Source organism: Tessaracoccus sp. OS52, from assembly GCF_020687685.1.
GTDB lineage: Bacteria > Actinomycetota > Actinomycetes > Propionibacteriales > Propionibacteriaceae > Arachnia.
On record NZ_JAJEWM010000005.1, the window covers coordinates 82,915 to 104,110 of the forward strand.

At 68.0% G+C, this 21,196-nt stretch carries 21 protein-coding genes and 1 tRNA gene; 14 read left to right on the forward strand and 8 right to left on the reverse strand.

All coding sequences use genetic code 11. The features are described from left to right. Positions 1-13 precede the first annotated feature (13 nt). The gene (locus LKO27_RS13885) at positions 14-1,006 is read right to left on the reverse strand and encodes an acyltransferase domain-containing protein (protein ID WP_227738113.1); all 993 of its coding nucleotides are present in this window, start codon (positions 1,004-1,006) and stop codon (positions 14-16) included. 78 nt (positions 1,007-1,084) lie between these two features. Here LKO27_RS13885 and LKO27_RS13890 point away from each other — a divergent pair, with 78 nt between their 5' ends. Together LKO27_RS13890 and LKO27_RS13895 are read left to right on the forward strand one after the other, a co-directional pair. Next, entirely contained in the window at positions 1,085-2,503 is a 1,419-nt protein-coding gene (locus LKO27_RS13890; protein WP_227738114.1) for an FAD-dependent oxidoreductase, read from the forward strand. Between the two features lie 20 nt (positions 2,504-2,523). Continuing rightward, the gene (locus LKO27_RS13895) at positions 2,524-3,750 is read left to right on the forward strand and encodes a dicarboxylate/amino acid:cation symporter (protein ID WP_227738115.1); all 1,227 of its coding nucleotides are present in this window, start codon (positions 2,524-2,526) and stop codon (positions 3,748-3,750) included. Positions 3,751-4,406: 656 nt separating this feature from the next. Here LKO27_RS13895 and LKO27_RS13900 read toward each other — a convergent pair. Continuing rightward, positions 4,407-5,399, reverse strand: a complete 993-nt coding sequence (locus tag LKO27_RS13900; protein WP_227738116.1) for a Gfo/Idh/MocA family protein — start codon at positions 5,397-5,399, stop codon at positions 4,407-4,409. An 86-nt stretch (positions 5,400-5,485) separates the two neighbouring features. On the opposite strand from LKO27_RS13900, the gene LKO27_RS13905 reads away from it, so the two are divergent. From LKO27_RS13905 to LKO27_RS13920, 4 genes are all read left to right on the forward strand, one after another. Then, the gene (locus tag LKO27_RS13905) at positions 5,486-6,760 is read left to right on the forward strand and encodes an aspartate kinase (protein WP_227738117.1); all 1,275 of its coding nucleotides are present in this window, start codon (positions 5,486-5,488) and stop codon (positions 6,758-6,760) included. A 262-nt stretch (positions 6,761-7,022) separates the two neighbouring features. Continuing rightward, positions 7,023-8,459 (forward strand): N-acetylglucosamine/diacetylchitobiose ABC transporter substrate-binding protein, encoded by a 1,437-nt coding sequence (ngcE, locus tag LKO27_RS13910; RefSeq protein ID WP_227738118.1) that lies wholly within the window; start codon positions 7,023-7,025, stop codon positions 8,457-8,459. Next, complete coding sequence (locus LKO27_RS15670) at positions 8,456-9,499, forward strand: carbohydrate ABC transporter permease (RefSeq protein ID WP_227738119.1); 1,044 nt, start codon at positions 8,456-8,458, stop codon at positions 9,497-9,499. Before ngcE ends, LKO27_RS15670 begins: the two co-directional genes overlap by 4 nt. Further along, entirely contained in the window at positions 9,499-10,431 is a 933-nt protein-coding gene (locus LKO27_RS13920; RefSeq protein WP_227738120.1) for a carbohydrate ABC transporter permease, read from the forward strand. The genes LKO27_RS15670 and LKO27_RS13920 overlap by 1 nt, the downstream gene beginning before the upstream one ends. Before the next feature lie 66 nt (positions 10,432-10,497). On the opposite strand, the gene LKO27_RS13925 is transcribed toward LKO27_RS13920, so the two are convergent. After that, on the reverse strand, positions 10,498-12,090 hold the full coding sequence (locus LKO27_RS13925; protein ID WP_227738121.1) for a helicase HerA-like domain-containing protein: 1,593 nt from the start codon (positions 12,088-12,090) through the stop codon (positions 10,498-10,500). A gap of 70 nt (positions 12,091-12,160) precedes the next feature. On the opposite strand from LKO27_RS13925, the gene LKO27_RS13930 reads away from it, so the two are divergent. Genes LKO27_RS13930 through gndA form a run of 3 tightly spaced genes read left to right on the forward strand, consistent with a single transcriptional unit; the run spans position 12,161 to position 14,569 of the window. Beyond that, positions 12,161-12,454 (forward strand): type II toxin-antitoxin system VapB family antitoxin, encoded by a 294-nt coding sequence (locus tag LKO27_RS13930; protein ID WP_227738122.1) that lies wholly within the window; start codon positions 12,161-12,163, stop codon positions 12,452-12,454. Positions 12,455-12,500: 46 nt separating this feature from the next. Further along, positions 12,501-13,052 (forward strand): LytR C-terminal domain-containing protein, encoded by a 552-nt coding sequence (locus tag LKO27_RS13935; RefSeq protein ID WP_227738123.1) that lies wholly within the window; start codon positions 12,501-12,503, stop codon positions 13,050-13,052. Positions 13,053-13,105: 53 nt separating this feature from the next. Then, the gene (gene gndA, locus LKO27_RS13940; RefSeq protein WP_227738124.1) at positions 13,106-14,569 is read left to right on the forward strand and encodes an NADP-dependent phosphogluconate dehydrogenase; all 1,464 of its coding nucleotides are present in this window, start codon (positions 13,106-13,108) and stop codon (positions 14,567-14,569) included. A 3-nt stretch (positions 14,570-14,572) separates the two neighbouring features. Here gndA and LKO27_RS13945 read toward each other — a convergent pair whose 3' ends face one another. After that, the gene (locus LKO27_RS13945) at positions 14,573-15,907 is read right to left on the reverse strand and encodes an aminotransferase class I/II-fold pyridoxal phosphate-dependent enzyme (RefSeq protein WP_227738125.1); all 1,335 of its coding nucleotides are present in this window, start codon (positions 15,905-15,907) and stop codon (positions 14,573-14,575) included. 41 nt (positions 15,908-15,948) lie between these two features. Between LKO27_RS13945 and pdxS the strand changes: the two genes are divergently transcribed. From pdxS to LKO27_RS13960, 3 genes are all read left to right on the forward strand, one after another. Beyond that, positions 15,949-16,848, forward strand: coding sequence for a pyridoxal 5'-phosphate synthase lyase subunit PdxS (pdxS, locus tag LKO27_RS13950; protein ID WP_227738126.1), 900 nt, complete (start codon positions 15,949-15,951; stop codon positions 16,846-16,848). A 3-nt stretch (positions 16,849-16,851) separates the two neighbouring features. Then, positions 16,852-17,445, forward strand: coding sequence for a pyridoxal 5'-phosphate synthase glutaminase subunit PdxT (gene pdxT / locus LKO27_RS13955; protein WP_227738127.1), 594 nt, complete (start codon positions 16,852-16,854; stop codon positions 17,443-17,445). Between the two features lie 100 nt (positions 17,446-17,545). After that, positions 17,546-17,929: a DoxX family protein gene (locus tag LKO27_RS13960; protein WP_227738128.1), complete on the forward strand. Its 384-nt coding sequence runs from the start codon at positions 17,546-17,548 to the stop codon at positions 17,927-17,929. 71 nt (positions 17,930-18,000) lie between these two features. Here LKO27_RS13960 and LKO27_RS13965 read toward each other — a convergent pair. From LKO27_RS13965 to LKO27_RS13975, 3 genes are all read right to left on the reverse strand, one after another. Beyond that, positions 18,001-18,085: transfer RNA gene (locus LKO27_RS13965), tRNA-Ser, on the reverse strand. A 145-nt stretch (positions 18,086-18,230) separates the two neighbouring features. Next, positions 18,231-18,662: a tRNA adenosine(34) deaminase TadA gene (gene tadA, locus LKO27_RS13970; protein ID WP_227738220.1), complete on the reverse strand. Its 432-nt coding sequence runs from the start codon at positions 18,660-18,662 to the stop codon at positions 18,231-18,233. A 25-nt stretch (positions 18,663-18,687) separates the two neighbouring features. Then, positions 18,688-19,305, reverse strand: a complete 618-nt coding sequence (locus tag LKO27_RS13975) for a tRNA adenosine deaminase-associated protein (RefSeq protein ID WP_227738129.1) — start codon at positions 19,303-19,305, stop codon at positions 18,688-18,690. Between the two features lie 83 nt (positions 19,306-19,388). On the opposite strand from LKO27_RS13975, the gene upp reads away from it, so the two are divergent. Next, the gene (gene upp, locus LKO27_RS13980; protein ID WP_227738130.1) at positions 19,389-20,030 is read left to right on the forward strand and encodes a uracil phosphoribosyltransferase; all 642 of its coding nucleotides are present in this window, start codon (positions 19,389-19,391) and stop codon (positions 20,028-20,030) included. Between the two features lie 13 nt (positions 20,031-20,043). Here upp and LKO27_RS13985 read toward each other — a convergent pair whose 3' ends face one another. Next, positions 20,044-20,511 carry a GyrI-like domain-containing protein gene (locus LKO27_RS13985; protein WP_227738131.1) on the reverse strand — a complete coding sequence of 156 codons (468 nt, stop codon included), beginning with the start codon at positions 20,509-20,511 and terminating at the stop codon, positions 20,044-20,046. 262 nt (positions 20,512-20,773) lie between these two features. On the opposite strand from LKO27_RS13985, the gene LKO27_RS13990 reads away from it, so the two are divergent. Continuing rightward, positions 20,774-21,196: a hypothetical protein gene (locus LKO27_RS13990; RefSeq protein ID WP_227738132.1), complete on the forward strand. Its 423-nt coding sequence runs from the start codon at positions 20,774-20,776 to the stop codon at positions 21,194-21,196.

Genomic DNA, 21,196 nt, shown 5'->3' on the forward strand with positions numbered 1-21,196 from the left:
GGCTGTCCGGTGCTCAGACTGCGCGTAGTCCATCGAAGGCAATGAGTCCGCGTCGACTCTGCCACGGGCGACCCGCTGCCATCTCTCCGGCCACCAGTCGCCGCAGTGAGCTGTCGACGGGAAGGGAGGCCGGGTCGACACCGTCGCGCCGGTTCCAGATGAAGAACACGGCATCGCTGTCGCAGTCCCGGCCGACGCCGTCGAGCCGCCACAGACCCTGGAAGCGGGCTGTGTTCGACTCCGGGGAAAGCTGTGCGAGTCGGGGGTCCAGGAGCCAGGAGTCGCAGTGGAACTCGCTGACCGGGAAGTCCGAGAAGTGCTCGGCGAAGAACGCCTTCGCGCGGTTGAAGGAGTCCGTCACCGCCGCCGGCTCCAGCGCCCCGGTGGCCGGGATATGGGTCGAGAGCACCCAACGTGGTGCGGGTTCCGCCACCGGGTTCCCGGGGCTGCCCGTCGGCTCGTACCAGTGGAGGTTGAACTGCAACCTCCCGAGCCAGTACAGGGCACCTGACCACGCCGTCAGGAGCCAACCGTGAGCGTGCAGCCCGAACTCCCCGTAGGTCAGACGGTGCACGCGGACCTGTTGCGCGAGGTCGCCCAGCGTTGCCCAGGAGACGGCGTCGGGAATGCCCCTGGCGCGGTGGAACGACCGCACCTCGGGCACAGCCGCGGCCAGCGCGAGGACTGCCGCCACGCCCCACCCGTGGCCCGGAACGCCCGTAGCGGCGAAGGCCTCCGCCTCCTTGTCGCCGAAGACGCCGGAGTGGGTACGGAAGCTGCCGACGATCGCGCCCAGCCCCGCCGCGGCGTCGGCCACTGATCGCTGCCGCGCCCGCGCGTCGGCGTCGGCGCCCGAGAGCAGGCCCGAGGCTGCGGCGCGGACGTCGGCCAGGTCCTGGCCACGGAACCCCAGACGCTCCCAGAGGTCGGAGGCCGGCACCAGCCGGGAGCCGAGCCACTCACAGGGCTCATCGATGGGAGCGGGGCTGGTCGGTGGGCGGCTCACTTCCTCATCGTTTCACAGCTGGCTCGGCCGATGGTTCGGCCGTCGTAGGCTCGGAGCAGTCAACCGAAGGAGTCGCCCGTGAAGCACCAGGAGCAGGTGGACATTCTGGTCATCGGTTGGGGCAAGGGCGGCAAGACCCTGGCCGGGGCGATGGGCCGGGCGGGCAAACGGGTCGCGCTGGTGGAGCAGGACCCGATGATGGTCGGCGGCACCTGCATCAACGTCGCCTGCGTCCCCACCAAGGCCCTGATCCACGACGCCGCCGCCCGCCGTCCTCAGGACGAACCCTCCGCCTGGTTCAGCGACGCGGTGGCCCGCCGCGACGAACTCACCGCAGCCATGCGCAAGAAGAACCACTCGCTGCTTGATGAGGTGGACACCGTGCTGCTGGTCTCCGGTCGGGCCGTGTTCACAGGACCGCGGGAGGTCACGGTGGCGCAAGGTGCTGACGAGCTCAGGATCGTCGCCCGGACCGTCGTGATCAACACCGGGTCCCGGCCGAACGTCCCGGGGATCCCGGGGCTCGACGGCGCCCCGCTGGGCGCGACCGTCCACGACTCGACCACCCTCCAGCACGCCGATCCCCTCCCACGCAGTCTCGTGGTCGTCGGCGGCGGTTACGTAGGACTGGAGTTCGCCTCGATGTTCAGGCACTTCGGCTCCGAGGTGACGGTCCTCGACCGCGGCTCCCGACCGCTCAGGCGTGAGGACGACGACGTGGCCGCCACCGCCGTCGAGATCATGGAGGGCGACGGCGTCCGCTTCGTCGCGGGCGCGGCAGTGGCAAGAATCGACCCGGGCACCGACCGGGCGCGAGTCACCTATGAGGCCGACGGTTCGCGGGAGTCAATCACTGCCGAGGCTGTGCTGCTCGCCGTCGGACGCACCCCCGCAACGGACGGCCTCGGACTGGAGGCGGCGGGGGTTGAGGTCGACGAGCATGGTTTCGTCGTCGTCGACGACCACCTGCGCACCTCAGCCGAGGGCGTGTTCGCCATCGGTGACGTGAAAGGTGCCCCCATGTTCACCTACACCTCGCTCGACGACTACCGGATCGTTGCCGACCAGCTCGTCGGCGACGGCGTCCGAACCACCGGTGATCGCGTCGTCCCCTACACGCTGTTCCTCACTCCCCCGCTCGCCCGCGTCGGCGTCACCACCAAGCAGGCTGAGGACTCAGGCCGCGACGTTCTGGTCGCCACGAGGAAGGTGGCTGACATCGCCGCCATGCCCCGTCCGAAGATCGAGGGCGACTCGCGGGGAATCGTCAAGTTCGTCGTCGACGCCGCCACCGACGAGGTGCTGGGGGCCGCCATGATGCACGTCCACGCCGAAGAGGTCATCAACCTGGTGGCCATGGCCATGCGGCACGGCATCACCGCAAGCCAGCTTCGCGACGGCGTCTACACCCACCCGTCGGCCACCGAGGCCCTCAACGAAGTACTCGGGGGCCTGCGTCCGATCCCGTCCCGGGATGGTTCAATGGGCCAGTCGTAGTCCTTCGAAGGGGGCCCCGGATGGCCAAGCTGCCAAAGCTGAACCTGTTGCTGCAGGTGCTGATAGCGATCGTGCTGGGCATCGCGCTCGGCTCGTTCCTCCCCGAGTTCCTCGTGCGGCTCTTCGTGACCTTCAACGGGATCTTCGGCAACTTCCTGGGCTTCATCATTCCCCTGCTCATCGTCGGGCTCATCACGCCCGCCATCGACGAGTTGGGCAAGGGCGCCGGCAAGTGGCTGGCAATCACCGCCGGGCTTGCCTATGTCTCCACCATCCTCGCTGGCCTGCTCAGTTGGGGGACCAGCATGCTCGTGTGGCCGAGGGTTCTCTCGGGCACGGGCGTGACCGAGCTGGCCGACCCCGAATCCGGCCTTGCCACGGCCTTCTTCACCATCGAGATGCCGCCGATGTTCCAGGTGATGACGGCGCTGGTGTTCGCGTTCGTCGTCGGCGTCGCCCTCACCGCCTTCGACGCGCCGGTGCTGCACCAGGTGTTCGTCGACTTCCGGCACGTCATCAACATCGTGATCAGCAGGATCATCGTTCCCCTGCTGCCCCTCTACATCTTCGGCATCTTCCTGAACATGACCTTCGCGGGGCAGGTGTGGGAGGTCATCACTGCGTTCTTCTGGGTGGTGGTGGTCGTCTTCGCGCTCACCGTGATCTGGTTGGTGTTGCTCTACACCGTCGCCGGCTCGGTCTCGAAGAAGAACCCCTTCGCGATGATCCGAGCCATGCTGCCCGCCTACGCGACGGCGCTGGGAACCTCGTCGTCGGCCGCGACCATCCCGGTCACGCTCCGCTCGGCCATCAAGATGGGGGTCTCGGAGAACATCGCGGCCTTCGTGATCCCGCTGTGCGCCACCATCCACCTGGCTGGCTCCACCATCAAGATCACGGGCTTCGCGCTCGCGATCATGTTCATGTCCGGGATGGAGACGCCACCGCTGCTGATCCTCGGCTTCATCCTGATGCTGGGCATCGCCATGGTGGCGGCCCCCGGAGTCCCGGGCGGCGCCATCGTGACCGCAGCGGCCCTGCTGGAGTCGCAACTGGGGTTCTCCCCGGAACAGGTCGGCCTCATGATCGCCACCTACATCGCGATCGACTCCATCGGCACCGCGACGAACGTGACCGGCGACGGCGCCCTGGCGGCCATCGTCGACAAGCTGGCCGGGCACCCCGGCCACCGCGACCTCGGCCTCCACATCCCCGGCACCGACCCAACCCCCGACCCCATCGTCTGACCAGACCGTTCGGTTACGCGGCGCCCACTAGTTGCGGCCGCGGCGGCCGGTTGCATGGGCGCCGACTGGCTGCGGCCGCGCCGGCCGGTTGCAGGGGCGCCGACTGGCTGCGGCCGCGCAACTCGCTGCGCCGCACCCACTCGCTGCGATCGCCAACACTCGTTGCCTGGGCGCGCCGACGGTGGGGCCCGGTCCCCCGGTTTACCAGCGTTATTGCGCACCACCAGCCTTGTACGGCTGGTGCCGAGCGATAACGCTGGTCAACGCCCTAGAGCGCTGGTCAACCGGGGGAAGCGCTGGTTAACGCGCGGAAGGGCTGGTGATGGCACAGCGGAGTCGACGTCGCCACCGACGGAGCCGCGCATACCCCGCAGGGCCCCATCCGCCCACTCCCCGTTCACCAGCGTTGTTGCTCGCCACCAGCCCTACAAGGCTGGTGCCGAGCGATAACGCTGGTCAACGCACTGAAGCGCTGGTCAATCGGCGATAACGCTGGTCAACCCGCGGAACCGCCGGTCAACCCGCGGAACCGCCGGTCAACCCGCGGAACCGCTGGTCAACGCGCGTGGAAGCGAGGTGCGCCCCCGCAGACCTGGGCGCATCGGAAACGGGCCCGGTCCGTTCACCCCCATAACCTTCCGGCGGACGCAGCCAACTCAGACCTCAACCACCGCTTCCCGGTGTTCGATCCCCATCTGCGCGAGGCACTCCTCCAGGACACGCATGACCTCGACGGTGTCGTTGAGCGGCATGATCGGCGACTCGGTGTCGCCGGCGAGGACCCGTTCGGTCACCTCTGCGACCTCGTGGGCATACCCACGGCCGGTCATGTTGGCCTCGATCACTCGCGGCAGCACCCCGGTGCGGTGCACCGACAACGTCGTCGGGTGATGGAACCTCGGTTCGACCTCGATCCAGCCCTTGGTCCCGTAGATCGCCATCCGTCCGGGACCGTGTCCGTCGAAGCCGCACGCCAGCGCCGACAGCCCGCCGGTGGCGTACTCGATGCTCATGGCCGCTGCCGCGTCGACGCCGTTGGGCGCGTACCTGCCGACGCACTGAACGGTGCGGGCCTGGCCGAGGAAGGCCTGGGCGAAGGAGACCACGTAGACGCCGAGGTCGAGGATGGCACCGCCTCCGGTCGCAGGGTCGAAGAGACGGTGGTGGGGATCGTATTCACGGTAGGCACAGAGGTCTCCCTGCACTCCCAGCACGTCACCGATCCGTCCCCAGGCGACGACCTCGCGCGCGGCCGAGATTGCGGGCAGGAACCGGGTCCACATGGCCTCCATGCAGAAGACCCCTTTGGCCCGGGCGGCATCGACCACCTCGCGGGTCCCTGCGAGGGTGGCCGTGAAGGCCTTCTCGACCAGAAGCGCCTTGCCCCGTTCGATGGCCGCGAGCGCGACGTCGCGGTGGTGCGGGTGGGTGTTGGCGAGGTAGACGACGTCGATGTCGTCGTCCTCCAGCAGTTCCACATAGCTGCCGTAGGCCTTGCGCACACCGTGCTTGGAGGCGAACTGCTGGGCGCGTCCCAGATCGCGGGAAGCGACGGCCGCCAGCTCGGCGTTGTGGACGAACCCGAAGTCAGATGCCATGACGTCGGCGATCCATCCCGCTCCGACGAACCCCCAACGAATGGTGTCCATGCGGCACAGGGTACCGGTGCGCGGACTGGCGCTCGGCAACTTCGGACAACAGTGACTAGTCTGGTCCAGCAGCAGGAAGGAAGTGCATGGCACGCATCGTTCAGAAGTACGGCGGCTCATCCGTGGCGGACGCCGACTCCATCAAACGGGTCGCCCGCCGGATCGCCCGCACCCGCAGCGAGGGCAACGAGGTCATCATCGTGATCTCCGCCATGGGCGACACCACCGATGAGCTGATGGACCTGGCCCTGCAGGTCTCGCCCCGGCCCAAGTCGCGGGAGCTGGACATGCTCCTGACCACGGGCGAGCGTCAGAGCGCCGCCCTGCTGGCCATGGCCCTGTCTGACCTTGGTGTGGACGCGGTCTCCTACACCGGCTCCCAGGCGGGCGTCATCACAACACCCACGCACGGCAACGCCCGCATCATCGACATCACGCCCGGACGCGTGGAGGCCGCGGTGCAGGAGGGCAACGTCGCCATCGTCGCCGGCTTCCAGGGCGTCTCGCAGTCCACCAAGGACATCACCACGCTCGGCCGCGGCGCCTCCGACACCACCGCCGTCGCGCTGGCCTCGGCGCTGGGGGCCGACTACTGCGAGATCTACAGCGACGTCGACGGCGTGTTCACGGCGGACCCGCGGATCGTGCCCGCCGCCCGTCCGATCACCGAGATCAGCTACGAGGAGATGATGGAGCTCGCGGCCTCCGGCGCCAAGATCCTCCACCTGCGCTGCGTCGAGTACGCGCGCCGCGAGAACGTCAAGGTCCACGTCCGCTCGTCGTTCACCGACAAGCCCGGAACCTGGGTCAAGTCCCACGAAGAGGTCCAGAAAGGTGCAGAAATGGAAGAAGCCATCATCACCGGCGTCGCCCACGACCGTGGCGAGGCCAAGGTCACCATCGTCGGCGTCCCGGACCGCGTCGGGGAGGCCGCGCTCATCTTCAGGGCCATCGCAGACCACGACATCAACATCGACATGATCGTGCAGAACGTCTCGCGCCTGTCCGACGTCAAGACCGACATCTCCTTCACCCTCCCCATGACCGACGGCGGCCGCGCCATTGAGGCGCTGGAGGCCATCAAGGACCAGGTCGGCTTCGAGGAACTGCTCTACGACGACCAGGTGGGCAAGATCTCCATCGTCGGCGTCGGGATGCGCTCCCACCCCGGGGTGACTGCCACGTTCTTCCAGGCGCTGGCCGGGGAGGACGTGAACCTGCAGATGATCTCGACGTCTGAGATCCGGATCTCGGTGGTGGTGTCCTCCGACGACGTGGACCGGGCCGTCCGTGCCGCCCACACCGCCTTCGGTCTGGATGCCGAGGAAGAGGCCGTCGTCCACGCCGGCACCGGCCGCTGACCGGGCCCCGACAGGCCACCCTTCGACAACTTCTCCGGTGTCCGGTCGGGCTCGGCGCACCCAGACCCAGCGCCCTCCAGCCCAAAATGACCATTCGGGCTGATCGTTGGGTAACGATTGCGTGTACTTCCCGATGTGACAGCCCATTTCGTATGGGCCCTGCCGTATATTCCAATCAGTTCAGCGGGGCGAAGTAGCCCCACCAAAACCTGAGCAGGACTCGCTGGTGAGGCCAGCGCAGTAAAGGAAAAGGAGATCTTCCATGAGCTACTCCCTGCAACGCCGCGGATTCCTGAAGGGCGCGCTCGCAGCGGGCGCCCTCGCGCCTCTCGCGGCTTGCGCCGGCGGCGGCGACCCCGAGGAGACGCCGACCGACGAGGGCTCCGCGCCCGAGGAAACGGGATCCCCCGAGGAGACCACGGCCCCCGGCGACGACAACAACCCGTTCGGCCTGGAGATCCCCTCCGAGGTCGAGGCGATCATCTTCAACGGCGGTTACGGAATCGCATACGCCGAGTTCGCCGGCAAGGTGGTCGAGAAGACCCATGACGGAGTCACCGTCTCCGTTGAACCCACCACGCAGGTGGCGCAGGAACTGCAGCCCCGATTCACCGGCGGCAACCCGCCGGACGTCATCGACAACGCCGGCGCCGGCAAGATCGGCCTGAGCGCGATCGTCGACCAGCTCGAGGATCTCACCGAGGTCGTCGACGCACCGAACCTTGAGGGCACGGTCATCCGCGACACCCTCTACGCGGGTGCGCTGGAGCCGGGCATCGTCTCGGGCAAGCAGGTGGCTCTCAACTACGTCCTGACCGTCTTCGGCCTGTGGTACTCCGCCTCCCTGTTCGAGGAGAACGGCTGGACCCCGCCCAAGACCTGGGACGAGGCCATCGAGCTTGGCGCCAAGGCGAAGGAAGCAGGCAAGTACCTGTTCCTGTGGGGACTTGAGGCTGCTGACTACTACGGCGAAATGGCCATCACCTCCGCCATCAAGGAGGGCGGACACGAAGTGCGCGTCGCCCTGGACAACCTTGAGGAGAACTGCTGGAGCCATCCCGCCATCCAGGACGTGCTCACCAAGCTCAAGGAGTGCGTGGACAAGGGCTACTTCAAGCCGGGCGGTTCCGGAACCCAGTTCACGGCCGCGCAGGCGTCGTGGTCCAACGCCCAGGAGGCGCTGCTGTACCCCTCGGGTGCCTGGATCGAGAACGAGATGAAGGACCAGACCAAGGACGACTTCCAGATGACCGGCACCCCGGTGCCCACGGTCAGCGGCTCCTCGGCCCTTCCCTTCGAAGCCATCCACTCCGCGGCCGACGAGCCCTACATCGTCCCGTCGCAGGGCGCGAACGTGCCCGGCGGCAAGGAGTTCATGCGCGCCATGCTCTCCCAGGAGGCGGCGGCGAACTTCGCCGAGACCATCCTCTCGCCGACGATCGTCAAGGACACCATCCCCGAGGACGCATTCGGTTCCACGGCCCTGGCCTCGCAGATCGCCATGCTGGGCGCTGCCGGTGAGGACATCTTCACGTGGCGCTTCAACGCCTTCTACGGCATGGGCCCGGACCACGTCCAGGCCTGGAACTCCTTCCTCGACGGCCAGCTCGACGTCGCCGCGATGACGACGGCCCTGCAGGAGGTCACCGACAGGGTGCGCAACGACGACGCGATCGAGAAGTACGAACCAGTCTCGTGACTCCTGAATCAACGACTGTGGCGGGCGGCGGGGACTCAACCCCCGCCGCCTCCGCGGTGGACCCCGATACCGCTGTCATTTCCCCGAAGCGACGCCGCAAGGGCCGCTGGAACTTCGACCGGGTGAGCTTCATGGCTGTCTTCCTGGGCGTGCCGCTGCTGATCTACCTGGGCCTGGTGATCTACCCGTTCATCCAGGCGGTGCACTACTCACTGACGAACTGGCGAGGCTTCGAACCGATCTCGGAGGCCGAGTACGTCTGGTTCGACAACTACGCCTACCTGCTCAGCGACGCGCAGTTCATGAAGGCCCTCGGCAACAACGTCATGCTGGCCGTGTTCCTGCCGCTGATAACCATCATCCTGGCCCTGGTCCTCGCGATCGTGATCACCATGGGCGGCCCGTCACACGGCAATGTGCGCGGCATCAGGGGGGCGGGCTTCTACCGCGTCGTCTCGTTCTTCCCCTATGTCATCCCCGGCATCGTCATCGGCTTCATGTGGCGCCTGCTGCTGGACCCCAGCTCCGGGTTCGTCAACGGCATCCTGGTGGCGCTCGGGTTCGAGCAGTTCCGCAACTTCGCCTGGCTCGGCAACGAGACCACCGCCATGCCGGTCTCGATGTTCGTCATCATCTGGGGATTCGTCGGCTTCTACATGCTCCTGTTCATCGCGGCCATCAAGGCCGTGCCCGCGGAGATCTACGAGGCCGTGCGCATCGACGGCGGCGGCAGGTTCGTGACCGCGACGAGGATCACGATCCCCCTGATCCGGGACAACATCCAGACCGCCTACATCTACATGGGCATCATGGCGCTCGACGCGTTCATCTACATGTCGGCCCTGAACCCGCGTGGCGGACCGAACTTCTCCACCCTGGTGATGAGCCAGCAGTTGTTCACCACCGCGTTCGGCGGCAACAACCTGTGGGGCCGGGCCTCGGCCATGGGCGTCGTGCTGGCCGTTGTCACCCTCGCCTTCGCCGGCCTGGTCTTCCTGGTCAATCGCCTCACTGGCGGAAAGGACACGGTGACCTACTGATGAGCACCGAAACCGTACCCGCCACCACGGAGGCTCCCCTGGTCACCCGCAAGGTGAAATGGAGTACCGGCGACAAAGCCTTCACCACCTTCGCCCACGTCATCCTGATCATCTGGGCGCTGCTGGTCGTTGGTCCCCTGATCTGGACGTTCATGACGTCGTTCAAGACGTCGTCGGAGATCTTCGCCTCCGCCTTGGCGTTCCCCCAGGAACTGCTCGACGGCAGGGTGTTCGAGAACTACGTGAACGCCTGGACGAAGGGCAACTTCGGCCAGTACTTCATCAACTCGGTCGTCGTGGTGGCGCTCTCCATGTTCCTGGTGATGCTCCTCGGCGCCATGTGCGCCTACGTGCTCGCGCGCCACTCGTTCCCCGGCAGCCAGCTGATCTACTACCTCATGCTCGCCGGCCTGACGTTCCCGATCTTCCTGGCGATCGTGCCGCTGTACAAGGTGCTGCAGAGCCTGCCGCTGCCCTGGGGTGGCGGTGACCAGTCGCTGTTGGGAACCCACGCCGGCCTGATCCTCACCTACGTGGCCTTCGCGCTGCCGTTCACGGTGTTCTTCCTGTACGCGTTCTTCAAGACGTTGCCGGACGAGATCGCGGAGGCGGCTGCCGTCGACGGCGCGGGCGAGTGGACGACGTTCTTCCGGATCATGCTGCCGATGGCCAAGCCCGGCATCGCTTCGGTGGCCATCTTCAACTTCCTCGGTCTGTGGAACCAGTACCTGCTCCCGGTGGCACTGAACACCTCCGAACCCAAGTACGTCCTCTCCCAGGGAATCGCCAGGTTCGCCTCCCAGATGGGCTACTCCACGGACTTCGGCGCCCTGTTCGCGGCCGTGATCATCACGGTCGTCCCCGTGCTGATCGTCTACATGCTGTTCCAGCGCCAGCTGCAGGGCTCGGTGTCCCAGGGCACCATGAAGTAATCCCCTCAGACAGCGATGGGGCGGGGCCGTGACCACACGGCCCCGCTCCTGCGTTTTCGGGCGGATTCAGCGTCTGCGCCCGGTGCCGAACAGCCCGCGGGCGATCTCCCGGGCAGCCGTGCGCATGAACTGCTTGAAGGCCGACGACTTCGCCACGGACTCCACCAGGCTGGGCTCGCGCCTGGTGCTGCGACGGCTTCCTGCTCCCTCCGACGGTGCGGTGCCGGCCTCGCGCCGTCGCCGCTCGGATTCCTGCTCGTCGGATTCCCGTTGCGCCTGCTCCTCGGCCGCCCGGGCGCCCTGCTCGACCTTGCGGATCAGCATCTCGTGGGCCGAGTCCCTGTCGACGGCCTGGCCGTAGCGAGCCATGAGCTGGGATTGGGCGACCCCGGCGCGCAGCGCCTGCGGATCCGTTGGCCCCATCAGCGACTCGGGAGCCCAGATCCGGGTCCAGGCCACGGGGGTTGGTGCGCCGTCCGGGTCCATGACGGTGACGATCGCCTGCCCGGTTCCCAGTTGCTGGAGCACCTCCTCCAGTTCGTAGCCGGAGTTTGGGTAGGTGGAGACGGTGGCCTTCAACGCCTTGGCGTCGTTGGGGGTGTGCGCGCGCAGTTGGTGCTGCACCCTGCTCCCCAGTTGGGCCAGGACGTCGGAGGGGACGTCCTTGGGCGTCTGGGTGACGAAGAACACGCCGACGCCCTTGGAGCGGATCAGGCGGACGGTCTGGGTGATGGAGTCCAGGAACGCGTCGGAGGCGTCCTTGAACAGCAGGTGGGCCTCGTCGAAGAAGAACACCAGCTTGGGCTTGTCGATGTCGCCCACCTCCGGCAGTTCCTGGTAGAGGTCGGCCAGCAGCCACATGAGGAACGTGGAGAACAGGTCGGGCCGACTGGCGAGGTCGGGCAATTCGAGGAGGGACACGATCCCCCGCCCGTCCGGGGCCACCCGCAGCAGCTCCGACGGCTCGAACTCGGGTTCGCCGAAGAAGACGTCGCCGCCCTGCTGGGTCAGCGTGATCAGGTTGCGCAAGATCACGCCCACGGTGGCCGAGGAGATGCCTCCGATGCCCTTCAGCTCGGGCTTGCCCTCTTCGGAGGTGAGGTACTTCAGGAGTTCGGTGAGGTCCTTCAGGTCCAGCAGCGGCAGGCCCATGTTGTCGGCGTAGTAGAAGACCAGCCCGAGCGAGGACTCCTGGACCTGGTTGAGACCGAGCACCTTGGACAGCAGAATCGGCCCGAACGAGGTCACCGTCGCCCTGATGGGGACCCCTATGCCCTGACCACCGAGGGCGAAGAACTCACACGGGTAGGCGGTGGCCTCCCATGGCTGACCGTTCTCTGCGGTGCGCGCCAGCAGTTTCTCACCGCCGGAGCCGGGGCTGGCCATGCCGGAAAGGTCACCCTTGATGTCGGCCGCGAACACGGGCACCCCGGCCGCGCTCAGTGCCTCGGCCATGACCTGCAGGGTGACGGTCTTCCCGGTGCCCGTCGCACCCGCGACCAGACCGTGCCGGTTGAACATTGAGACGGGGATCCGCACGGGCGCGTCCACCACCGGGCCGCCCGCCTCGAGGACGCCGAGCTGCACCGACGGCGCGTCGAACGAGTAGCCCTCCCTGACGGACCTGATCACTTCATCGTGCGCATTTGCCTCAGTCACGCCCCAAAGCCTGCCACATCGCCGCGTGGGAACCTCCCGAGGGCCGTGGATCGCGGCTAAAGTGTGCTGGGTGATCTTCAAGCGAGTGGGTGAGGGGCGCCCCTACCAGGACCATGGCTACAGCCAGAAGCAGTGGGCTGCCATCGCGCCCCACCAGGTCCGTCTCGACGAGTTGACCACAACGAAGCGCACCCTGGACCTGGAAACCCTGCTGGAGGAGGACTCCACCTTCTACGGGGACCTGTTCGCCCACGTGGTCTCCTACCAGGGTGAGTTGTACCTGGAGGACGGACTCCACCGGGCGCTGCGCGCCGCCCTGCAACAGCGGCAGACACTGCATGCCCGCGTGCTGGAGTTGGACTAGGTTTGACCGCACCATGATCAATGACGAGCAGAGCTGAGCCGGACGAGTGCGCATTTTCAGACTTATCGCGACGCCCGTGCTGCTGCTGGCCCTGCTCGCCTTCCTGGTCTGGGGCGCGTTCTGGGGCTGGCGCAACCTGACCGCCCCGCTGCCCACCCCTGACCCCACGCCTTGTGTGACTGTGACCTCGGAACTGGTCAACGTGACGCAGGTCTCGGTGCGAATCTACAACGGCGGCTTCACCAGCGGCCTCGCCCGCCGTCAGGCCGCGCGCCTGGAGGACGTCGGCTTCAAAGTCATCCGCGTGGGCAACACCGACGAACGAGTCACTGGCACGGTGGTCCGCGCCAACGAGAAGGACGCCCCCGCCATCCGTCTGATCACCTCCTACTTCAAGGAGGTCAAGTTCGAGAACGACGACAGGACCGACGGCACCGTCGACGTCCTGCTGGGCTCGGAGTTCGCGGGCGAGGGCGAATCCCCCATCTTCCAGGTCTCCCCGGGCGAGGCCGGCACCGTGTGCCTGCCCCCCAGCCCGTCGCCCTCAGGCTCACCGTCCGGATCCCCGTCGCCGTCGCCACAGCCCACCGACGCCTGACGGATCTGACGCAGGTCTCCCGTGCTGTACCGGCCCCGCGCAACAATGGGGCCATGAGCATCCAGACCCCGCAGCCCGAAAGCGCAGACATCGGTGTGGTCGGAATCGGCGTGATGGGCACGTCCTTGGCACGCAACCTGGCACACCACGGGCACGCCGTCGCCGCCTACGACCTGTCGCCCGGCAACACCGCACGCCTCGTCGCCGAGCACGGCAGCGAGGGGACGTTCGTGCCGGCGGAGACGTTGGCCGATTTCGTGGCAGCGCTTCGCCCGCCGCGCGTGGCGATCATCCTCGTGCCGGCCGGCCCTCCCACCGACTCCACCATCGCGTCGCTGCAGGAGATCATGGAGCCCGGCGACATCATCATCGACAGTGGCAACACCCTGTTCACCGACACCCAGGAGCGCGCCGTCGCGCTCGCGGAGACGGGGATCCAGTTCGTCGGCATGGGGATCTCCGGAGGGCAGGAGGGCGCCTTGACGGGGCCGTCCATCATGCCCGGAGGCACACGGGAGTCCTACGCCCGGATCGGGCCGATGCTGGAGTCGATCGCTGCGCAGGTCGACGGCGAACCGTGCTGCACCTACATCGGCCCCGACGGCGCGGGGCACTTCGTCAAGATGGTCCACAACGGCATCGAGTACGCCGACATGCAGCTGATCGCCGAGGCCTACGACCTGATGCGACGGGGCCTCGGCATGGAGGTGCTCGAGATCCGCGACGTGTTCGCCTCCTGGAAGGAGACCGAACTGGACTCCTACCTGATCGACATCACCACCGACATCCTCGGCCACGCCGACCCGGAGACGGGGAAGCCGTTCGTCGACGTCATCTCCGACGTCGCCGCCCAGAAGGGCACCGGCGCCTGGACGGTGAAGACCGCCCTCGACGTCGGCATCCCGGTACCGGCCATCGCCGAGGCGACGTTCGCCCGCTCCCTGTCCGGTTCCATCCAGGAACGCGACGACATCAGCGGGCTGGGCATCGACGTCGCCACCACCCCCATCTCCACCGACGACCGTGCCGCACTGGTGGACGCCATCCGGGACGCGCTGCTGGCGTCGAAGATCTCCGCCTACGCCCAGGGCTTCGACGAGATCCAGCAGGCCAGCCAGGAATTCAAGTGGGGTGTCGACAACGCCGCTCTGGCCCGGATCTGGCGGGGCGGGTGCATCATCCGCGCCGGCTTCCTCAACTACATCTCCGACGCCTACGAGGCGGAGCCGGAACTGCCCTCGCTGCTGGCTGCCGCCTGGTTCACCGACCGGATCGCGGCCTGCCTGCCGGCCTGGCGACGAGTGGTGGCGTTGTCGGCCACCTCCGGCATCCCGGCACCGGCCTTTGGCTCCTCGCTGGCTTGGTACGACGCCCTGCGCTCGGAGCGGCTCCCAACGGCTCTGGTGCAGGCCCAGCGCGACTACTTCGGGGCCCACAGCTACAACCGGGTGGACAAGTCCGGACGGTTCCACACCCGTTGGGAACTCGATCCCCGCGTCGAGGAGCAGTGGGACTGAAAGTCAGGTAGACGACGCGGCCGACGCGCTGGCGTCGGCCAGGTCTGAGGCCAGCGCGTCCGCCAGTTGGTCGTCGAGGTGGTGGACCGTGAGCCTCAGGTGCCGCGACGGGCTCTGCGGCTCGACGGCGAACTCGTCGCCCGTGCGGGCGAGCCAGCCGCGCCGCATCAGCTGCTCGGAGACCGCTCGGGCGTCCGCTTGGACCGGGACCCACAGGCTCAACCCATCCGGTACCGGCGCATCGATTCCGCACCGGGCCAGGCGGGTGACGAAGGCCTCGTTGCGCTCGGCGTAGTGCGCGGCGGCGCGGGCGATCGTTTCGAGGGCGCGATCCTGCGTGAGCAGGGCGTGGGTGAGCCGCTGCAGCAGGTGACTGACCCAGGTGGTTCCCGGGCTGAGCCGCATGGCGAGCCGCTCGGCCGTCTCGGGATCGGTTGCGGTGACTGCGAGCGACATGTCCGGACCGAGGAACTTCGAGACCGAGCGGACCAGCGCCCACCTGCGATGCCCTGGACCGATGATCGAGCGGTACGGCTGCCGCGAAAGCATGGAGAAGTGGTCGTCCTCGATCACCAGGACGAAGGGATGGTCCGCCAGCACGGCACGCAGTTCTGCGGCGCGGCGCTCGGTGAGGCTGGTGCCGGTGGGGTTCTGTGCCCGTGGTGTGCACAACACGGCGCGCACGCCCTGGGCCAGGGCCTCCCGCAGCCCAGCGACCGTCATGCCCTCGTCGTCGACGGCGACTGCGACGGGCCGGTACCCGGCGAGCCGGACCGTCCGGATGCTGGCCAGGAAGCAGGGGTCCTCGAGCGCGACGGCGTCATCGCGGGTGAGGGCCTGGGCCAGCAGGCGCTCGACGGCGTCGAATGCGCCGCCCGTGATCGTCAGCCGGAAGTCCCCGCGGACGTCGGTTGCCATCCACTGCCGGGCCCACGCCTCCAGGCCGCCGTCGATGACCGGCTCGCCGTAGAGCACCGGTCGCCCGGCGAGCCCGGCGAGGGCCTCGGTCAGGTCCGGGATGAAGGCCGGGTCGGGGTTGCCTGCCCCGACGTCACGCAGCACGCTGTCGGCGGCGTACCCGTCCTGTGGCACGCGGGACACGGCCGTGACGCGGGTCCCTGCCCTGCCTCCGGTGACCACGAGGCCCGCCTGCGCGAGCTGCCGGTACGCCGACACGACCGTGTTGCGGTTGATCCCCAGCCGGTCGGCCAGCGCGCGGACCGGGGGGAGGAGCGCGCCGGGCCCCAGCTCGCCCCGCTCGATCAGGGCGCGCAGGTCAGCTGCGATCTCGGCGGCCGACCGGCCCCGGACCGCGTCTTGGATCTCAGCGTGCTCCATCGCGAACGAGCCTACTGCCAGGACGTGTTATCTTTTGGCCTATGCCAAACATCACCACTGTCAGCACGGGAACCGGTCGCGTCAAGCGCGGCCTCGCAGAAATGCTCAAGGGCGGCGTCATCATGGACGTCGTCACCGCGGAGCAGGCCAGGATCGCCGAGGATGCCGGCGCCGTCGCGGTCATGGCGCTGGAGCGCGTGCCGGCAGACATCCGGGCCCAGGGCGGCGTCGCCCGGATGAGCGACCCAGACCTCATCGACCAGATCATCGCGGCCGTGTCCATCCCGGTCATGGCGAAGGCCCGGATCGGGCACTTCGTCGAGGCCCAGGTGCTGCAGGAACTCGGGGTGGACTACATCGATGAGTCCGAGGTCCTCTCCCCGGCGGACTTCGTGAACCACATCGACAAGTGGGCATTCAACGTGCCGTTCGTGTGCGGCGCGACCAACCTCGGCGAGGCGCTGCGTCGGATCTCCGAGGGTGCGGCGATGATCCGCTCCAAGGGCGAGGCGGGCACCGGCGACGTCTCCGAGGCGACCAAGCACATCCGCACCATCACCGGCGAGATCAACATGCTGCGCTCCAAGACCAAGGACGAGCTCTACGTCGCGGCCAAGGAGCTCCAGGCGCCCTACGAACTGGTGGCCGAGGTGGCGGAGACGGGCAAGCTGCCCGTCGTGCTGTTCACTGCCGGCGGCGTCGCAACCCCTGCGGACGCGGCGCTGATGATGCAGCTCGGCGCCGACGGCGTGTTCGTCGGCTCCGGCATCTTCAAGTCCGGGGACCCCGCCGGGCGCGCCGCGGCCATCGTCAAGGCCACCACCTTCCACGACGACCCGGCGGTGATCGCGGAGGTGTCGCGCGGGCTGGGTGAGGCGATGGTGGGCATCAACGTCGCGGACCTCCCGGCGCCCCACCGGCTCGCTGACCGGGGCTGGTGACAAGTGGCCCCACTCCGCGTAGGAGTGCTGGATCTGCAGGGTGACGTGCGCGAGCACGTCGCCGTGCTGGAACACCTCGGCGCCGACGTCGTAAGCGTGCGGCGCCCCCGCGAACTGGCCGCCGTCGACGGGTTGGTGCTGCCCGGCGGGGAATCCAGCGTTATCGACAAGCTGGCCCGCGCCTTCGACCTGCGGGAACCGATCGTCGAGGCGATCACCTCCGGGCTGCCGGTGCTCGGCACCTGCGCCGGACTCATCCTGCTCGCCGACACGATCACCGACGGCATAGAGGGCCAGCTCACCTTCGGAGGACTCGACGTCGTGGTCCGGCGCAACGCGTTCGGCCGGCAGACCGAATCGTTCGAGACCCTGCTGCAGATCCCGGAACTGGGAGAACCCCCGGTGGCCGCGACGTTCATCCGTGCCCCGGTCGTGGAAGCTGTGGGACCTGCGGCGCATCCTCTCGCCGCCCTTCCCGACGGGCGCGTGGTGGCCGTCGAGCAGGGCGGGCTGCTAGGCATCTCCTTCCACCCCGAGATGAACGGCGAGGACCGCTTCCACAAGCGGTTCCTCGGTTTCGTCCGCGCCGCGGCCTGAACGCCTGCCGCGCCAGGCGCCCGCCGGCCACGGCCTTCGCCGGAGTAGACTCGCGCCATCCCGGCCTGTCGGTCGGGCACAGTTCCAGGAGGTCCGGCCAATGAAGATTCTGTCGCTGCTGACACGTGCCGCCATCGGTGCACCTTTCGTCTTCCTCGGCTACGACGCCGTGAAGGAACCCGGAATGCGCGTGAAGATGGCCACCGACTTCGGGGTGCCGGAGGAGTACGGCGAGCTCGCCGTCCGCGCAAACGGAGCTGCGATGGTCCTGGGCGGCCTGTCCGTGATCACGGGACTGCTCCCCCGCCTGGGCGCCGCTGCCGTCGTGGCCTCCATGATCCCCACGACGCTGGCCGGTCACTCCTTCTGGAATGACACCGACCCCAAGCAGCGCAAGACCAACACCATCCAGTTCCTGAAGAACGTCGGCATGGTCGGCGGCCTTCTCGCCGTCGCAGCCGCCCCGAAGCCGTCCAAGGACTGAGAGCACGAGGAAAAGGCCCGGACCTGCACATGCAGGTCCGGGCTATTCCGATGTCTTGCGACATCACACGGCGGTGACGGAGGGATTTGAACCCTCGGTGGGTTGCCCCACACTCGCTTTCGAGGCGAGCACTTTCGGCCGCTCAGACACGTCACCGTCGAGTAGTTTAACGGCACCAGCGCTGGTCTTTCCAATCGCCGCCGCACGAGAAGGGGCCAGGTTGCCACCGTCGGCCGCGCTAAGTGTGGCCGGAAGGACGGATGACCGTCCAAAAGGCCACAGTCAAGCGGCCAAGCGCGGGTCAGCGCCGGTCGTTGAAGAAGTCCAGCAGGAGTTCGGCGCAGTCGTCGGCGAGGATGCCGCTGGTGACCTGGGGGCGGTGGTTCAGGCGCGGGTCACGCACCACGTCCCACAGCGACGACACCGCGCCCGCCTTGGGGTCGAAGGCGCCGAACACGAGCCGGGAGAGCCGGGCGGCGACGATGGCCCCAGCACACATGGTGCAGGGCTCCAGCGTCACCACCAGCGTGCAGTCCTCCAGGCGCCACTCCCCCAGCGCCGCGGCCGCGCGCCGGATGGCGACCACCTCGGCGTGCGCCGTCGGGTCCCCGGTGAGTTCGCGCTCGTTGCCGGCCGCGGCGAGGACAGCGCCGTCGGGTCCGAGTACCACCGCACCGATCGGGACGTCGCCGTGCGTCAGCGCCTGCCGCGCCTGCTCGATGGCGAGGCGCATCGGGTCCGACCAGCGGTTGGCCACCTCAGGCGTCAAAGGCCTCGACGGCCTTGGCGAACTGGTCCCCGATCTTCAGCTTCCGCGCGATCTGCATCAGCAGCTCGTCGGAGTCCTCGTCGTAGTCGGTGGCGATCGACTCCAGCTCGAACGCGTTCAGCCCGCTGGCCGCGAACATCTCAAGGTCTCCGGCGGGGGCGGACTCGTCCTCCTCGTCGGGCACATCCTCGCCGAGGTAGTCGACGACGTCACGCGCCAGAGGCCAGTCGTTGGCCGCCGTGGCGTCGTTGAGGAGCACCTCGACGGAGCGCCCCCGCACGCGGCAGATCACGAAGAACTCCCCAGCGACGGAGACGAACCCGTCTGCCCCGGAGTCACCCGGCAGGCGGGTGAGCTGGCGGATCAGTTCGTCGAGGTCGTTGGCGAGTTCGAAGTCGAGCGGGACGACCTGCGGCTGACCGTCCTCCCGGTAGACGGCGACGACGAGGTCGATGTCGTCCTCGGTCGCGTCCTCGAGATCATCGTCTTCGAAGTCGTCGTCCGATTCCTCCTCGTCCGACTCCTCGTCGTCCTTGAGGTCGAACGGCTCTGCGTCTTCGTCGAACACGTCCACGTCGATCTCCCTTGCTTGATGTGCAGCCCCCATGATTCCAGACAACCAACCACAAGTCAGCCCCGGGTTGCCAACCCGGTGCAACAGCCCTTGGGATGATGTGTAAGAGTGGGCCCGTGGAGATCCGCGTCATCGAACACCCGCTCGTAGATCACAAGCTGACAAAGCTGCGTGACAAGACCACCGAACAGCCGACGTTTCGTCGCCTGGTCGAGGAGTTGGTCACCCTGCTCGCCTACGAGGCCACCCGCGGAGTGCGGGTGGAGGACGTGGAGATCGAGACGCCCGTGGCCCGCACCACGGGAACCCGACTGATGGATCCGGCGCCGCTCGTGGTCCCCATCCTCCGCGCGGGACTGGGAATGCTCGACGGCATGCTGCGGCTGGTGCCCACCGCGGAGGTCGGCTTCCTCGGGATGATCCGCGACGAGGTGACGCTCATGCCCGCCACCTACGCCGAGCGCCTCCCACAGGACCTGTCCGGCCGGCAGTGCTACGTGCTCGACCCCATGCTCGCCACCGGCGGCTCGCTGGGCGAGGCCGTGAAGTTCCTGGTCGGCCGCGGAGCCGACGACATCACCTGCATCTGCCTGCTGGCCGCACCCGAGGGTCTGGTCAACTTCCAGGAACTTCTGGCAGACCTGCACGCGCCATGCACGCTGGTGGTGGCCGCCGTCGACGAACGCCTCAACGAGATCGGCTACATCGTGCCTGGGCTCGGCGACGCCGGCGACCGCCTCTACGGCCTGGCCGACTGACCTCCCGGACCGCTCAGAAGAGCGACCAGTAGAGCTCGGTGCGCATGGCCTCCGGGTCCGCCTCCGTGGGGTCGTCCCGGTAGATCTCGAAGACCGTCTGCCCGGAGGTCCGGTCCTGGTCCTGGATCCACTTGCCCAGCGCCTCCCAGGACCTGCTGAGCGTGCCGTAGGAGCCGACGTGGGTGAACGTCGCGTACTCGCCGCCGGGCAGCTCTCCGGCCTCCACCTCACCGGTGGGGCGGAAGTCGCCGTCGACGACGAAGCCAACCTCGAGCTCGGCCGTGTCGTCGTTCATGGCCCCGTAGAGCCCGAAGGCGTCACCGGGCCGGAGCCCCTGCTCACCCAGCGCCTCGGCCACGGCCGGGAACGCGCGGTCGTAGAACGCGGTCAGCTCGTCCATGCGTTGGGTCCCGCGCACGACGGCAGTCCCGACGGTGTCGCGCGTGATGATCCGCGGTGCCTCGCTGGTGTGCTCAGACATTGGTCCTCCTCGTCGTGCGGCCCCTCGGCCGCCCACACCACGCTACTCGCAGGACAGGCCAACCGAGGAGGTCCGCCCACCATCGGGCTTCGGCGGTGTAGCCGCATACGAGCGGCGCATTCCTTGCGTGCATGCTCTTGAGATGAGCCAGGGCGGGTCTCATGATGGGAGGGCCGACGCGTCTCCCCGTCTGTTTTTCAAAAGCCGGGAACGGGACTGGTGCCGGAACAGCGAACGGGGCATTTCGTGTTAGGAGGACCTAGTGGCTGATCCACTACTGCTGGCTCCGGTGGCACTGTTCGTGGCCGCAACCGCGTGTGCCACATCCTTGGCCGCCAGCGAAGACCTGCGCGGGGAGCCATTCGGCCTGCGCGTCCCCGGCGGGGTCCGCGCACACCTCGCGCTCGGGCTCGGCTCGGCCATCTCGGCCCCTTGGCCGATGCCCGCGCTGGCGACTTGGGCAGCGGTCCGGGCCGCCCCCGGCACCAGGTGGGCGGCACGCACGGTGGCGATTGTCGGCGCCTGTATGTGGGTGGGAATCGCTTCCGAACCGATCACCTGGCGGCGCCGGCCCGCCTCTCGGTTGGCCGCGACACTGATCCCGCTCCATCTCGCAATCGGCGCCGCCATGGTGTCCGCCGGCCTCTACCGCCTCCTGCAGCCAAAGCTGCGACCGCCTCAGTGA